The sequence below is a fragment of the Leifsonia sp. CL147 genome (assembly GCF_900114565.1).
Taxonomy (GTDB): domain Bacteria; phylum Actinomycetota; class Actinomycetes; order Actinomycetales; family Microbacteriaceae; genus Leifsonia.
Genome location: NZ_FOTM01000005.1, coordinates 86,634 through 102,733, shown reverse-complemented (window position 1 = coordinate 102,733; position 16,100 = coordinate 86,634). Strand labels below are relative to the sequence as shown.

General features: G+C 64.2%; 9 protein-coding genes and 1 tRNA gene. 9 read left to right on the top strand and 1 reads right to left on the bottom strand.

The window, feature by feature from the left end; all coding sequences use genetic code 11:
* The first annotated feature begins 969 nt into the window (after positions 1-969).
* Both BM287_RS06430 and BM287_RS06425 read left to right on the top strand, forming a co-directional pair.
* Complete coding sequence (locus BM287_RS06430; protein ID WP_090037101.1) at positions 970-1,281, top strand: SHOCT domain-containing protein; 312 nt, start codon at positions 970-972, stop codon at positions 1,279-1,281.
* Positions 1,282-1,465: 184 nt separating this feature from the next.
* Positions 1,466-2,341: a sensor histidine kinase gene (locus BM287_RS06425; RefSeq protein WP_090037098.1), complete on the top strand. Its 876-nt coding sequence runs from the start codon at positions 1,466-1,468 to the stop codon at positions 2,339-2,341.
* Between the two features lie 7 nt (positions 2,342-2,348).
* Here BM287_RS06425 and def read toward each other — a convergent pair whose 3' ends face one another.
* Positions 2,349-2,915 carry a peptide deformylase gene (def, locus tag BM287_RS06420; protein WP_090037097.1) on the bottom strand — a complete coding sequence of 189 codons (567 nt, stop codon included), beginning with the start codon at positions 2,913-2,915 and terminating at the stop codon, positions 2,349-2,351.
* A 40-nt stretch (positions 2,916-2,955) separates the two neighbouring features.
* Here def and BM287_RS06415 point away from each other — a divergent pair, with 40 nt between their 5' ends.
* The 7 genes from BM287_RS06415 to BM287_RS06385 all read left to right on the top strand — a co-directional run bounded on the left by BM287_RS06415 (position 2,956) and on the right by BM287_RS06385 (position 16,097).
* Positions 2,956-3,921 (top strand): DMT family protein, encoded by a 966-nt coding sequence (locus tag BM287_RS06415; protein WP_090037095.1) that lies wholly within the window; start codon positions 2,956-2,958, stop codon positions 3,919-3,921.
* A gap of 93 nt (positions 3,922-4,014) precedes the next feature.
* Positions 4,015-5,268 (top strand): glycosyltransferase, encoded by a 1,254-nt coding sequence (locus BM287_RS06410; RefSeq protein WP_170857455.1) that lies wholly within the window; start codon positions 4,015-4,017, stop codon positions 5,266-5,268.
* A gap of 19 nt (positions 5,269-5,287) precedes the next feature.
* Positions 5,288-5,361, top strand: a tRNA-Ile gene (locus tag BM287_RS06405).
* Positions 5,362-5,443: 82 nt separating this feature from the next.
* Complete coding sequence (locus BM287_RS06400) at positions 5,444-5,713, top strand: DUF4190 domain-containing protein (protein ID WP_090037093.1); 270 nt, start codon at positions 5,444-5,446, stop codon at positions 5,711-5,713.
* A 540-nt stretch (positions 5,714-6,253) separates the two neighbouring features.
* Entirely contained in the window at positions 6,254-9,214 is a 2,961-nt protein-coding gene (locus BM287_RS06395; protein ID WP_170857454.1) for a LamG-like jellyroll fold domain-containing protein, read from the top strand.
* Positions 9,215-9,258: 44 nt separating this feature from the next.
* Positions 9,259-15,504 (top strand): putative toxin, encoded by a 6,246-nt coding sequence (locus BM287_RS18210; RefSeq protein ID WP_170857453.1) that lies wholly within the window; start codon positions 9,259-9,261, stop codon positions 15,502-15,504.
* Positions 15,501-16,097 (top strand): hypothetical protein, encoded by a 597-nt coding sequence (locus tag BM287_RS06385; protein WP_090037086.1) that lies wholly within the window; start codon positions 15,501-15,503, stop codon positions 16,095-16,097. The genes BM287_RS18210 and BM287_RS06385 overlap by 4 nt, the downstream gene beginning before the upstream one ends.
* Positions 16,098-16,100 lie beyond the last annotated feature (3 nt).

Here is a 16,100-nt window from a genome sequence, read left to right as displayed (position 1 = left end):
AACAAGGGAACATCAGCCAGATTTCGAAGCTGTCCGATCCGCTCGGCCGTGGATCTCCATGACGACGTCCAGCTTTGAATGTCTTGTTCGGCCACGACGCGACGATCATGTATTACAAGACCGCGGTTTGGCTGCTTCCGTCGCACGCGGAGTGTTTTCAACATGACGTCGAACTTGCCCAGAAGCACTTCGTAGGCGAATCGCTCATGCTCGAGGACAGACCACTCAGAATGGAAGTTCTTCTCAACCGCGACTCCGAAGAGCGCGGGCCCCAGTTCTGAGTTCGACCCTCTGAAATCTGCCAAAAGGTCGTATGCGTCTGCGAGAAGTGCTGCGCGAACGCTGCGTGGCACGTTCGACCAAATACTGGATCGTCCACCAGGAACCTTCGGCTTCTTTGCGTTGCGTAGTTCATGCGCGTGTATCTCGTACTCTTCAAGATTGACGGGCACACGGCCCAGATGCTTGATGACGAGCTTGTCCAAGTGAGCCTGTAGAACTGCTGCGTCGTCTTCGTGGATGGCGATGCCACCCAGTACAAAAGGGTCCGCTCCCCCATGCGTACCGGACTCGTCAACGAAAAGCAGATACAACTCGGGCCCCTGATCTGTTAATAGCAACGAGGCCCGACTCTTGTCGGGCCTCGCGCAATGCTGTCGAGTCAACAATCCGGGCACCGCGTTGGCAGTCCCAGCCGGATGAGCGAACCGCGTGGGCAGTTCTCTCGACAAGCAAAACCTCTCATTCCGCCTTCCACTTGTCAACTGTGATTACACCTTTCATGCCCGCCCGAGTAGGTCGACCAGTGGCTCATTCACAGCGAAGTGCTATCGGGATACGCGGCCCGCATGCTCCCGGGGGAGTACGCGCAATCGCTCCCGGCGGCGGATTCGCGCGATGCGCCTGCGGACGAGGCTGTCCGTGACGGTCCGCGACAGGCGTGGGCCACTCACGGATTGGACACACATCATGCTCAGCTCACTGGCCACCGCCGTCGCAGCAGCGCCGTGCGCTTTCGGTTACGGCGCGCCGTTCGTCGGCTGGTGGTGGATCTTCATCCCGATCTTCTGGATCCTCGTCTTCGTACTGATCTTCGGCTTCTTCGGGCGGCGCTGGCGCCGGGCGGCAATCGCTCGCGGCGGGTACGGCGGCTGGGGGCCTCATGGCAGCACCCGCTCCGCCGAACAGACCCTCGCGCAGCGGTACGCGAACGGCGACATCGACGAGCAGGAGTACCGGGCCCGGCTGGAGGTGCTGCGCGCCAACCGCGACAGCGCCTGAGGCACTGGGACGGAACTGGCACGCCGGACATCGCGGACGGAAGGCGGCCAGGAACGCACGAATCGTGCACAGCCGAGGGGGCGGCGGAGTTCTCCACAGACGTGGAGCCGCCGCCCCGTCGGCGTGCCATGCAGCCCGATAGGATCGACCGGGTCGCGCAGCCGTGCGGCGGAAGGGACGGAAGATGGACGTCATCGCGCTGGTCGCCGCCGCGCTGGGGCTCGCCACGCTCGTCTTCCTCGGCCTCTGGCTGTGGGAGCGCAGCCGGCTCATCCGCCTCCGCGACACGCGGCAGGAGTCGGAGTGGGACCGCATCGACCGCGAGCTCGACCTCGCCGAACAGGCGGGCAGGTTCCGCATCGTCGGCGATCTCGGGGATGTGGCCATCCAGTCCGTCTCGCGGTTGGTCACCCAGGCGGAGGCCGTCCGCTATGCCGCGGATGCGGATCCCGCGGCGGCTCTCCGCACGGCGGGCGTGCTCGAGACCTCCGCCCGTGACGCCCTCGCCGACCTCCGCCGCCTGCAGGCGGTCGCGCGGGAGGCGCAGAACGCGTCCCTTCCGCAGCCCAGCCTCCACTCGGCGCGCGATCTGTTCCGCGTGATGCGGGATGCCGGGCTCGCGGTCACCTTCCGCGAGACCGGGGAGCGCTTCGACCTGCGCCCTGGCGCAGAACTCGCGGTGTTCCGCATCCTGCAGACGAGTCTGGAGAACGCGCTCAAGCACGGCAGCGCCGGTACGAATGCGGCCGTCGCCTTCTCGTGGACTCCCGACGGCCTCCAGGTGAGCGTCGAGGACGACGGCATCCGCGCGGCCGCACGCCGGCTGGGTCTCGACCGCGAGGGCGTCGACCAGGCCACCGCGTACGGTGTCGCCGACGACGTCCGGGCGCTCACCGAGCACTACGAGGGTGCTGGGATCATCGAGATGCGCGAGCGCGCGTCCCTCTTCGGCGGCACGCTGAACGCGCAGACGGTCGCGGGGATCGGCTTCACCCTCTCAGCCGTCTTCCCGGCGCTCCGTCATCACAACGGGGTCCACGGGGTCGACCTGCGCCGCTGAGTCGGCGTCAGTCCTCCAGGTGGTCGCGTCCTGGAAGCCAGCTCAACCCGGGGACTCCCCAGCTGTTCTTGCGCTGCGCCTTCTGCGCGGCCTTCCCGAAGGGATGCGCGAGCCGGTCCACGTACAGCACGCCGTCGAGGTGGTCGTACTCGTGCTGGAAGATCCGCGCCAGCCAGCCGTCCGCGCGCACCTCGAACCCGGCGCCATCGAGATCGGTCGCCTGCAGGATGACGCGCTCGGCCCGGCGCAGCGGGAACCGCTCGCCCGGGAACGAGAGGCAGCCCTCCGACTCCGAGTCCTCGTCCAGCTCGTCCACGGTCAGCGGACTCTGCCACAGCGTCGGGTTGATGGCGGCACCACGATGCTGCACGTCGTCGTCATCCGTCCAGCCGTAGACGAACAACCGCAGCGGGACACCGACCTGCGGGGCGGCGAGGCCGACGCCGGGGGCCTCGTCCATCGTCTCGAACATGTCCGCTATCAGGGTCCGCACGTCGTCGTCGATCTCGCCGACGGGACGGGCGGGGGAGTGCAGGACGGGGTCACCGGTGATCCGAATCGGGAGGACGGCCATTCGGCAAGACTATCGGGAGCATTCCTTGTAGGGTCGTGGAGTGGGTACGGAACTGATGCACGCGTTCGACCTGTCGTATCAGCCCAGCCAGCTTCTGGGCATTCCGGTCGCGCTCGTCGGTGCCTGCTTCCTGTCCGTCGGCGCCCAGCTCCAGCACCACGGCGTCGCCAAGGTGGAGTCCACGGCCGGACACTCTGAGAGCGGACTGAGCGGGCGCCAGCTCGGCCTGCTGCTCGCGCGGCCCTCCTGGGTGATCGGGACCCTGCTGCTGGGGCTTGCCATCGTCTTCCAGCTGGTCAGCCTCAAGCTGTCGCCGATCATCCTCGTCCAGCCGCTCGGCGTGGTCGGGCTCGTCATCACCAGCATCCTCAACGCCCGGGTCAGCGGCGTGAAGCTCAACCACCAGTCCGTGATCGCGGTCACCCTGTGCGTGAGCGGCGTCGGCGCGTTCGTGCTCCTGGCCGCCGTCTTCGCCCGCGACCTGCCGGTCTCCAGCCAGGCGCTCGTCATCATCCTCATCGTGCTCGCCGTCGTCCTGGTGGCCTTCGGGGTCCTCTTCGGGTTCTTCCGGCATCGGTTCAAGGCGATCATGTACATCGTCGGCGCGGGCGTCTTGTACGGCTTCGTGGCGACGCTCGCGAAGGTCGCGATCGCGCGCATCTCCAACCAGGAGTGGGACTGGCTGCTCGTCGCCGCCATCGTCGCACTGCTCGCTGCGGCCGTTCTGGGCGCCTACTTCGTCCAGAACGCGTACTCGTCCGGACCTCCCGATCTGGTCATCGCGGGGCTCACCGTTATCGACCCGCTGGTGGCCGTCACCATCGGGATCGTGGTGCTCGATGAAGCCGCCGGCGCGCCCTGGTGGGCCATGCTGGGCTTCGCGCTGACCGGCCTCGTGGCCATCCTCGGGGTCTTCCAGCTGGCCAAACACCACCCGCAGACGGCATCGGACGCGCCGGTGGCTGACCGTATTACGGACGTCGTGCGGGAAAGCGGCTTAGACTAGGCCGTTGAATCGACCGGGCACCACCAACGCCCGGACCGCGAAACCGTCGCCGGATTCGCCTTCCGAAGCCCCCGACCGTAGGGAACGAACCACGTGCCTGATTCGAGCGGACCGCATCCCACGTCCTCTGCGCCCGCGGCCAAGCAGCCGCTGACCATCGTGATGGGGTGCGACACGTTCGCCCCCGACGTCAACGGAGCCGCCCGCTTCGCGGAGCGCCTCGCCGCCGGACTCGTGGAGCACGGGCACGACGTGCACATCGTCGCGCCCGCGGCCAGCCGCAGGCACGGAACGTGGGTCGAGGAGCACCAGGGTCAGAAGATGACCGTGCACCGCCTGCGCAGCTGGCGCTGGTATCCCCATGACTGGCTGAGGTTCGCGCTCCCGTGGACCAGCAAAGCGAACGCCCGCCGGGTCCTCGACCAGGTGAAGCCGGATGTGGTCCACATCCAATCGCACATCGTCGTCGGCCGGGGCCTCGCCGCGGAGGCCGAGAAGCGCGGGATCCGCATCGTGGCCACGAACCACGTGATGGCCGAGAACGTCGTGGAGTTCACCCTCCTGCCGAAGTTCCTGCAGAAGACCTTCGTCAAGCTCGCCTGGGCGGACGCCCGCCCCACCTTCGACCGCGCCGAGGCCGTCACCACGCCGACCCGCAAGGCGGCCGAGTTCCTGGAGCGCTCGACCGGCCTCCGTGACATCCACGCGGTCTCGTGCGGCATCGACGCCCACAACTACACCCCCGACTTCACGCCCCGCACGGCGAACCGCATCCTCTTCGTCGGCCGGATCACCGGTGAGAAGCACATCGACGTGCTCCTCAAGGCGATGAAGCTGCTGCCGGCCACCCTGGATGCCCACCTCCAGATCGTCGGCGGCGGCGACCAGCTGAAGAACCTGCAGACGATGGCGGAGACGACGGGGATCACGGACCGCGTCGAGTTCCTCGGCTACGTCAGCGACCAGCAGCTGCGCGAGGCGTACAGCCGTGCAACGGTGTTCGCGATGCCGTCGATCGCCGAACTGCAATCCATCGCCACTATGGAGGCCATGGCCTCCGCCCTCCCGGTCGTCGCCGCGGATGCGATGGCCCTGCCGCACCTCGTGCACGACGGCGAGAACGGATACCTGTTCCGTCCCGGTGACGCGCAGGACCTCGCGGACAAGCTGGAGCGCGTTCTCACGATGCCGCAGGAGGAGCTCGACGTGCTCAAGCACGGCTCCCTCCGGATCGTCGCCGCCCACGACATCCAGACCACGATCAGCACCTTCGAAAGCCTGTATCGTGGTGAGCCGGTGGCCGACCCGGTGACGGATGCGGCCCCCAGCGTGCCCGCTCCCGAGTGACGGGAACCGGCGCGCGATCGGGGCGGTAGCTCAGCTGGTCAGAGCAGGGAACTCATAATTCCTCGGTCACGGGTTCAAGTCCCGTCCGCCCTACGACGAACTCATAGCGTCCAACTGGTGTAGACATCCGGACGCGAGAGAGCGCTTCGACCGTCGCATGCGGTAGAAATGACGCGTGACCACCCCTCAGCTTCCAGCACCGACCCAGAAGATCAATACCATCGCTCTCGTCGGGTTCATCGCTGCCTTCATGGTTCCCATTGCCGGCATCGTGCTCGGAATCATCGGCCTTCAGCAGACCCGCACGAGCGGAGAGGGCGGCCGAGGGCTGGCGCGCGCAGCCGTCCTCATCGGCTCGCTGTTCACCCTCTTCGGGGTGGTCTTCTTCATCGTCTGGCTCAGCCTGTTTCTCCAAGCCTTCTCCCACATCTCCTCAGCGGGCTGACCGCTCGGGTCCGAAGGAGAGGCCGGCCGCTCCCGTTCACGCCGAAACCCGGATAGCGGCTATTGATTCGTGTCGGGCGGGAAAGCCTTTCAGTCAACGGGGACCGGAAGAGGCTGAATCAGGACACCAGCGATCCGCCCGCGACATGGCCTACGCGACCACCAACGCCTCACCGCGCGCCCGACGTCGCAACACCCGATAATCCGCCGAAGACGTCACACACGAGGCACGCTCCGAGCCGAACCACCACGTCGATGCAGACCGAGTTTGGATCCTCCATTTTGACCTCAACGCCGCTGCGCGCGCTCAGCTCGGGTGGATGCACCATCGACCCTTCCCACGCTCCGCTCTGCTCTCTTCTGTGACCCGATTTGCCATCCGCGGGACTCGAGTCCTTGACCTTGTCACCCCCAATACAGGGGGTGGACTCCCCGGGATTCCGCGGAAGTCCGTTTCTTGAAAGTTTTCACAGGGGCACCTGGAGGCCCTAGATTCCGGATGTTGGTCACGGGGGCCGGCGGGGGACCAATCGGAGGAATCGTGCGACTGCTGAGCCGCGCTCGTCTAAACCTATGCATCGGCACGGTTGTTGCCCTGACAGCGTCGTTGTTTGTGTCACTGCCGGCGTCGGCAGCAGACACTGGTTCCGGGATCACGGATGCGGCCTCCGCTTCCACCGAAGATGCGGCACACGCCATCGCGGTGCAATTCGCTCACAAGGTGCGGGTCGATTCGGAGACCTCACCAACGGCGATTGTGAACGCACTTCCCGATGGCGGCTTTCAAGCCGAGTCGGACGTGGTACCGGAGCGGGTCCAGAAGAATGGCGACTGGGTCCCGGAGGACACGACTCTTTCCCTCCAGAACGGCTGGGAGGCGCCGGCCGCGGCTGCGTCCCCGGTGCGGTTTTCAACCGGAGGGAACAACTCGCTGGCCCAAGTGCTCTCTACCGACGGCAGCTGGATGACGGAGTCCTGGCCCTACGGGACTTTGCCGACGCCCAAACTGGATGGTTCCAGCGCGGTCTACCAGAACGTCTTCCCGGATGTGGACCTCCGGGTCGCTGCAACCCAACTCGGCATGTCCGAGGTCTTGGTGATCAAGTCGCCTTCTGCCGCTGCCGACCCGCGGCTCGCAACGGTGAAGTTCACCGTTGGAGGTGCGACGCCGACAGTGCAGACCAAGACCCGTAGCTTGCTGGCAACGACGCCGTCCGCAGCGGTTGTCAGCTCGGCGACGCCGCTGTGGTGGGATTCCTCAGCGCCGGGAGCGAGCGCTGATAGCAGCGCCGGCTCCGAGCCGCGCGGGCTTGCATTTCAAGCAGACACATCGTCGGTCTCGCTGGATGTCAGCAATGTCACGGCCACGGCGGGTTTGACCTACCCGCTCTATGTCGACCCGGCCTGGAGCGGCTACAGCTCGCACCTGATCGCGGACTGGTATGACGACCGCGCTTATCCGACGCAGTCGTACTTCGACCCGCCGGAGGACAGCGTCGGATACGGGATCCAGGGTGGCGTCGGCTACCTGTCTCGCGCGTTCTTCCAGTTCGACACTGGCGTGCTCGAGGGGAAGCAGATCAACTCCTCGTACCTGAACATCTATCAGACGTACTCGAACTCGTGCGATACGACACTGGTCCAGGCCTGGCGCTACGCCTCCACCGCAACCGGATTCACGTGGAATACGGAACCAGGCGCGTGGGCTCAGCTCCTTGATCAGCAGGGCGACGCGAATGGGGGGCCGTGCGCACCGAATCCGGCGACCGTGGGATGGAATGTCACGCAGGGCGCGGTGTATGCGGCCGCCAACTCGCTTCCCAGCCTCACCCTCGGACTGCGCGTCGCAGATGAGAGCAACTCGCTGACGCGAAAGCACTACCAGTGGAATGCGAGCCTGCTCACCCAGTACAACACTCCACCGAACCAGCCCACCAACCTGCATCTCGACTATGGAGCAGGCAATGTTCGATCCTGCGCGGGATCTTCGAAGACGAATCCCATCCTTGTCTCCACGAGGGGGGTGAACGCCACAAGCGGGCTGTCGGCCGTACCGATGTTCGGGACGATCACCGATCCCGACGCCGCAAGCCAGGCGAGCTTGCAGGCGCTGCTCTATATCAACGACATGACCGGCGCCACGGCGCAATCCTTTTACGCGCAGTGGCTCACGCCGAACAGCGCGGGAACAGTCAGCCTGAACTACGGCCCCCAACTCGCGAACTGGGGACAGACGAACGGTCCACAGCCGCTGCTCGACGGGCACATATATAAGTACTACCTTGTGCCCTCCGACGGATTAGCCACGGGCCCGCACTCGATCGACTGCTACTTCCAAGTGTTGTCAAGCAACTTCGATGCGCCATCGACGGTTGTGACATCGGGAGGAGCGATGGGTTCCCAGGGCACCGCGACAGTGAGCTTCGGGGGAAGCGCCTCGAGCCGTGTCGCTGGCTGGATGTATTGGACCGCGAACCAGGGCAGTGCCGCTCCGGGTCTTCCGCCGACGGGACAGTTCCTGCCCAATCAGAAGACCTGCGCCCAACCCATGACGACCTTGGCCGATGGCACCGTCGTCGGATACGTGTGCTCGACCTCGTCGCCAACGACGATCCATTTCCCTGTCTCGAGCGCGAACATGACCGTCGAGGTGCTTGCGGTCGACGCAGTTGGAAACTACGCGGCCACGGTCCCCACGAACAATGCTCCGAGCGTGCCGGAGATCGGGTTCGCGAACGCAGACTTTACCGAAACCAATCTCGGCTACGTAAGTCCGGGTACGGGCCACGGGTGGATCACTGAACCGGATTACGCGTATGCGCCTCCGCCGCCTCAGGTGCCGTTCGCCATTCACGACGCTGGGCAGGTGAAGGCCGCCGATCTTCTCGTACCTGCCGGAGCTGGGGCAACTGCAACCGACAGTGACATATCCAGTGGACAGACCGGCTTCGGTTATGTCCTCAGCCTGAGCGGCGCATCGCTTACGTCGACGATCAACACGACTGCAGCAGTAACGGACTCCGCACAATCGTTCGCCGTCGGGCTCTGGGCAAAAGCAACCGACCTGACCGGTATCCACACGTTGGTCTCGCAGACTGGCACGGCGAACGGGCCCGGATTCGAACTCCGAACCAACGGTCAGGTCGCGGAGTTCTGCGTAACCAGCCAGGCGTCGGGAGTCGCCGCTACGGGATGTGCAAGCGCGACGGCATCGCAGAACCTCCTCCCCGCCAACACCTGGGTACATCTGACCGGGGTGTGGGACGCGAACAACTCTCAGATCCGGGTTTACCGCGACCAGACTTCCATCGCTGCGGCAGCATTCGTCGACCCGGCGGGAGACCCCGGGTCTTCGGCGCCCATCACACTGGGCTCCAAGGTATTGAGCACCGGGCAGATCGCTACGCCTTGGGTCGGCAACGTGTCTGACCTCGTCGTGCTTCCCGGCGTCCCTACGTCGGCACAGCTCACCAACATCACCAACTACCAGGACCCGCAGTGAGGAGCTCGACGATGCGGTTTACACGTTCACGTTCTCGTATCGCCGTGACGCTTCTGGTGGCCGGCGCTCTGAGCGCATCCCTGTTGCAGCCTGTTGCGGCTCAGGCAGCTCAGACATCGCAAACGCAATTGTCGCAACTGCCACCCGTACCTGGACACGCGAGCACAACAGCGGCACCCAGCCCCTCATCCTCCACAAGGTCCAAGCCGATCACGGTCAAGCCCCTCACCGCGGGGAACGGCGACCCGAACCTGACGAAGAGTTCATCGATCGGAGCCACTTCGAAGGCGACGATCGATGGGGACTGGCAATCGGTCGGAGGATCCGCCGTCAAGCTCAGCCATGCCTCCGCGAAGGCCGGCTCGGCTTCGGCTGCAGGCACTAGCGGACCTGAAAAGGTCCACGCCTCGGTGCTGAGTCCGCAGGATGCGAAGAAGCGAACCGGCTCACCGATCGCTATCGAGATCCAGCGCACAGACGGCTCGAGGTCAGCGGGTCCTGTCGCCGTTCAGATCCCGACGAATGTCCTGGCCTCGCTCTATGGCGGGGACTACGCCAGCCGTCTGCGATGGGTGCAAGTCCCGGCTTCGGAAGCAACGTCACAGAAGTCCGTTGCCGCTGCCGCCAAACCCCTAGCCGCTACGGAAACGAAGAACAGCGTGCTCTTGACGCCCCAAGCCTCGAGCACCCCAATGATGATGACCGCGCAGGCATCGGGTGCGTCGTCGGCCGGGTCCGGCGACTACACCGCGACGCCCCTTAACACTGCGGCCGAATGGGACGTTTCGACACAGACGGGTGACTTCTCCTGGTCGTATCCGATCCGTACTGTGCCTGTCGCCGCCGGCCCGCAACCGAAAGTCGCTCTCAGCTACGACTCCCAATCGGTGGATGGTGAGACGGGCGCTACCAACAATCAGCCCTCTGCTGTAGGTGAGGGGTGGAGCCTTACTGCCGGCGGTTTCATTCAGCGCAACTATGTTCCCTGCGCTTTGGACGATGGACCGACCGGGCCGATCGCAAACTCTGGGGATCTCTGCTGGAAGGCGGACAACGCCACCCTCTCCATCGCCGGGCATGCCGGACAACTCACGCAGATCGGCACCACGGGGCAGTGGCGTCTGCAATCCGATGATGGCACACGGATTCAGCACGCAGCGGGCAGCCCGAACTGTGGCAGCAACGGGACGTGGGATGTCGACTGCTGGGTGGTCACCACCACCGACGGCACTCGATACTTCTTCGGTTCGCGGTCCGCGTCCCAGTCCACCTGGACTGTGCCCGTCTTCGGCAACGACCCGGGTGAACCGTGCAACAGCACCGCCTTCTGCATGCAGGCGTGGCGCTGGAACCTCGACGAGGTCGTCGATGTCCACGGCAACGCCGAGGTCTACTACTACAACGCGCAGAACAACATCTACTCGCGGCAGGGAACGACCCCCACCCTCTACATGCGTGGCGGGGAGCTCGATCACATCGATTACGGGATGAATGTCAACCACGTCACCGATGCGAATGCAGCGTCTGCCACGGTGAGCTTCGGCTACGACGCCTATGGGCGTTGCGACGACGCCAGCCACGCGAACTGCACCAGCGAGCCGTCGGCAGGTTTCGCGACCGCTCCAGCGCATCCGGCGGACTATCCGGACGTGCCCTTCGACCAGAACTGCACGAGCGGAAGCTGCACCGGACTGCTTTCGCCGAGCTTCTGGACCGTATCCACACTCGCCAGCATCACCACAACCTCGTGGTCTGCCGGCGTGGCGACGAAAGTCGACTCCTGGGCTCTCTCCCACTCGTTCCCAGACCCGGGCGATGGGGGAGCGCACTCGCTGTGGCTTACACGCGTCGATCACACGGGGTACGTCGGTGGCACGGCCACGGAGCCGCCGACCCTGTTCTCGGGCACGCCGATGCAGAACCGTGTGATGACGCTGACGTTCTCGGCGCTCTACAAGTACCGGCTGAGTGGGGTTGTCACCAGTCTCGGCGGGTCGATCAACGTCCAGTACTCCGGGACGGACTGCCAGCCTTCTGACGGCCCCAGCATCTTGGCCAACCCCTGGAGCAACAATCGGCGCTGCTTCCCCGAAGAGTGGGCGCCGCCCGGCAACCAGCCGCAGATGGACCTGTTCCACAAATACGTCGTCACTCAGGTGCAGGCAAGCCCGGTAACGGGTACGCCGAACGTCGCAAACCAGATCACGACGTACACGTACGGCACGCCCGCGTGGCGTTATGAGACGTCCCCACTGGTTCCCAGCAAGGAGCGGACATGGTCCCGATTCGCCGGATTCAACCAGGTGACCGTCCTCTCCGGCGACCCGAACGCGCCCTCCGCTGAGAAGCGCACCGACTACACCTTTTACCAGGGACTCAACGGCGACCGTGCCGGCGCCTCGGGCGGCACGAAGAGTGTCATGGTCACAGGCACCAGCATCCCGGACGATCTGTGGTTCGCCGGAAATGCCTACGAAACGAAGGTCAGCAACGGCTCCGGCGGGCAAGTCGTCTCCGATACGACGAACGCCGGCCTCTGGGTCTCCGGTCAGACGGCGAGCGACAGCTTCGGCACTGCATACATGACCGGTGACCACGTCACGACGGCTTCCACCCCGCTGAGCACCGGCGGGAGCGTGACAACGACGACCACGACCACTCACGATCCGACCTACGGATACCCCACCACCGTCGAAACCACGCACAGCGACAGCGCACCCGCATCATGTGTCACCAGCGATTACGTCAACAACACGAGTGCGTGGCTCATCGGGTTGGTCTCACACACACGGAACGTGAGCGCGACGTGTGCAACGGCCTTCACGCCGGCGAACGTCGCGAGCGAAACCCGTACCGCGTTCGACTCTCTCGGGTACGGCGCCTCTCCGACTCTGGGTGACGTCACCGAGAGTGGTACTGCCACCAGCTACGACGGATCCAACCAGCCGCAGTACACCGTCATGACGAAGAGCGCATTCGACGCCATGGGCCGAGTTGTCTCCTCCACGGATGCGTTAAGTCACACGACGACGACCGCATACACCCCTGCGGCCGGTGCGGCAGAGCCCGGCAGCCTCACGAGCGCTGTTGTGACGAACACCACAGCTCCCGTCACTTGGAAGACGAGTACGACGTATCAGCCGACGTGGAACGTCCCCGTCGAGGTGTCGGATCAGAACGCCAAGATCACAGACCTTACCTACGACCCGCTCGGCCGGCGCACGGCGGTCTGGTTGCCGGGCAACAGCAAGACCGCCAATCCGGCCGATCCGAACAGCGCCCACAGCTATACCCTTTCCCAGACCGTTCCATCGTTTGTGACCACGACAACGCTGAAAGCGACCTCAAAGGTGACAACGTACAGCCTCTACGACGGGCTCGGCCAGCTGATCCAGAACCAGGCACCGAACGTCGCCGGAAAGACAACGGTCACCGATTACGGATACGACACTCAGGGCAACCAGACACTGGTCGATAACCCGTACTGGACTGCCGATGTCACCCCGTCCGGCACGCTTTTCGTACCGAACAACGTATCCAACATCCCCTCGGCAACAGCTACCCAGTACGACCCCAGCGGGCGCCTGACCGCGCAGCTGACCCTCTCCTACGGCGCCGAGAAGTTCCGCACCACATCGTCCTATCCGGGAAGTGATCGGACTGACGTCAATCCACCGTCCGGCGGGACCCCCACCACCACGTTCAGCAACTCCCTGGGTCAACGCACCTCGTTGGTGCAGTACCAGGCCAGCAGCATCAGTGCCACAGCGCCGACGATCACGACCACCTACAGTTACGACACGCTCGGCAAACTCGCCACGATGAGAGACCAGGACGGCAACACCTGGACCTGGAATTACGACCTCTTGGGCAACCAGACCAGCGCCACCGACCCCGACACCGGCACAACCACCACAAAGTACGACGCAGGCGGGAATCTCGTAACGAGCACCGACGCTCGAGGCGTTGTCCTGGCCTACACGTACGACACGCTCAACCGGAAGACAGCGGTCTACACCGGCAGCCCTGCTGGAGCCATCCAGTCCAAATGGACCTACGACGGAGTGACCGGAGCTCTCGGACAGATCTCCAGCGCAACCACCTACACCGGCTCCACCCCCACGGTCCCGGGCGCCGCCTACACCACTAGCTACACCGGGTACGACAGCGGCTACCAGCCCACCGGGCAAACCGTCAGTATTCCTGCTGCCGCTCCGGCCTTCGGCGGCACCAGCTACAGCTTCACCCTTCAGTACAACCGGGACGAAACCCTCAAGACCAAAGTCATCCCGGCAATGGGAGGCCTCGGCATCGAAGGCCTCCGATACGGCTACGACAGTCTCGGCAACCTCAGCAGCCTCTCCGGAACCAATACCTACGGCATCATCAACTACACCAACGTCGGGCAGGTCGGCTCCATCACGCGCGGCAACACCGTCGCCCTGGCCAGCAGCTTCGGATACGACCCCGCCACCGGAGCCCTCGCCGGCAAAGTCGAAACCGAGACCAACGGCAGCACCATCAGCACCCCGGCAACACTTACCTACACCCGCAATTCGGCCGGTGACATCACCGAAGCGCAGAACAAGGGCACCAGTGCTACCGACACCCAGTGCTACCAATACGACACCCTCCGCAACCTAACCCAGGCGTGGACGCCTGCGAACAACACCTGTGACCCTGCCGGGCCCGGAGCCTCCACCACCCTCGGTGGCCCCGCCCCGTATTGGACGAGTTACGGAATCGACGACGTCACGGGAAACCGTACCCAGACGACCAATCACACCAGTGGCGGTACAGCGACTAGCGCAAGCACCTACGGCTATCCGGTGGCAGGAGCCACCCAACCGCACGCGGTCAGCACCATCGCAACCACCGGAGCGGGCGCGGGCACAAGCTCATACCGGTACGACCCAGCGGGGAACACCACCTCCCGTCCAGGGCAGACGATGGCTTGGGACTCCCTCGGGCGCCTCGCCTCCATCACCGTGGCAGGAGTTACCCAAAGCAACGTCTACACGCCGGACGGTCATCTGTTTTTGCAAACCGACTCCACCACAGGTTCGACTCTTTTCATCGGTGAGACTCAGCTGCATCTTGCGCCGGGAAGCTCAACATCGACCGCTGTCCGTGACTACGACGCAGCTGGTCACACGGTCGCCGAACGCACAACGAAGGCCGGGGTAACCGGATCCTCCATGTTGTTCACAGCAACGGATAACAACGGGACGGTCTATCTCGAAATCGACGCCACCTCCGGTGCCCTCACCCAGCGATATACGGACCCCAACGGAAACAGCCGCGGGACGGCAGCCACATGGTCAAGCGGAAACGGCTACCTGAATGCGGCAACCAACCCATTCGCGTCACTCACCCAACTCGGAGCCCGTTCCTATGACTCAGTCATCGGAAAATTCCTCTCCGTAGACTCCGTGCTTTCACCATTCGACCCCGGACAGAACAACGGCTACTCGTACAGCTCTAACAGTCCGATCACCCTTGCTGACCCGAGCGGGTTGGACCCGTGCACCAGCGAAACCACCTGGAGCTACTTCGCCTGTGGCGGCACGCCACCGCCAGCGAACGGGAACGACGGTTCCGGCAACACCAACCCCTCCACCTCCGGCGGACTCGGCAGCTCAGCGATCGGGTCGAGCGATGGAGGCGACACCGGTCAAGCTTCTCCTGGAGCGGGAAGCATGGAATCGAGCAGCACGGAGTATGCGTGCTCGGTCAGTTACATGGCCTGCCCAGCCCCTGCAAAGGGGGAAATCCCAGCGTGGGACAATCCAGTGCCAGCTGACGAGCTCACTCTGATGGCCACATTCGTTGCCGGAGCGGCCGCTGAGGCTTGCGAAGGAACGGAGGTGGAGGCTGAAGCTTGCTCGGAGCTCTATGCTGCCGAATCGGAGAACTGGCAAGCCGAGGTCGAGACCCTTAAGAGTGATGAAGGCCTCAACGGCGCGGCGGGGGGTGCCGGACCAGTGCGCATTGGGCAGGCGGGTGAGGCAGCTGTCCGCGCAAGCTACGATATCGGCCCAAAAGTCTCCGAGGTAATCGACGGGCGCAAGCGGATCTTCGACGGCCTAAACGATGAGGCCGTATCGGAAGTTAAGAATGTACAATATCAAGCTTTCACTCAGCAGTTGAAGGATTCACTTGCCTACGCCCAAGCGAATGGCCGTCGGTTTGATTTGTACGTGCGCGGAGGAGAGAGCGAAACCACTCTGTCCGGACCGTTGAAAGCGGCCGTAATGAGCGGAGAAGTCAATCTAAGGTTTATTCCATGACCGATCGTAAAAGTGGGCGTGGCCCCATCGGCGCCACCGAGCTGATCAACCAGTTACAGAACGATCCTAATTACCAACGAAGAATCCAGGCTGCGGAGGCGGTCAGGCAAGCCCGAGTGGCTGAACTCAGGAAAGCTGAGCAGCCCATTGTCTCTGATCTCCGCGGCGTCGGCGTTGACGTGAACTCGGTATGGGACCTGGTCAATACCGCAGTCCCGTATCCTGCGGCCCTTCCAGTGCTGCTCAAACATCTCGAAAAGGGCGGGTATCCCGACATGGTGATGGAAAGCCTCGGGCGCGCGCTCGCTGTCAAGCCCGCCGCATTCGCCTGGGACAGGCTGAGAACCCTCTACCTGGCCGCTCAAGGGCGCGGCGAAGAGAAAGGATTGGCCGTTGCACTTGCCGCTTCGGCGACCGTTGAGCACTTACCTGCGCTGATCGACCTTCTCGGCGAGGGCTCCAAGAGTGATACGCGAATCCATTTTCTAGGGCCAATAAAGCGACTCGGCGGTCAGCGGGGCCGCGACATACTCGAAGAACTGCGAAGTGACCCGCTGTATGGAAAGGAGGCTACGGCTCTACTCCGGCGGTAACCC

Bases quoted from the DNA above. Each gene is read 5' to 3' on its own strand.
- BM287_RS06430 (WP_090037101.1), top strand. From the start codon at position 970: ATGCTCAGCTCACTGGCCACCGCCGTCGCAGCAGCGCCGTGCGCTTTC.
- def (WP_090037097.1), bottom strand. From the start codon at position 2,915: ATGGCCGTCCTCCCGATTCGGATCACCGGTGACCCCGTCCTGCACTCC.
- BM287_RS06425 (WP_090037098.1), top strand. From the start codon at position 1,466: ATGGACGTCATCGCGCTGGTCGCCGCCGCGCTGGGGCTCGCCACGCTC.
- BM287_RS06385 (WP_090037086.1), top strand. From the start codon at position 15,501: ATGACCGATCGTAAAAGTGGGCGTGGCCCCATCGGCGCCACCGAGCTG.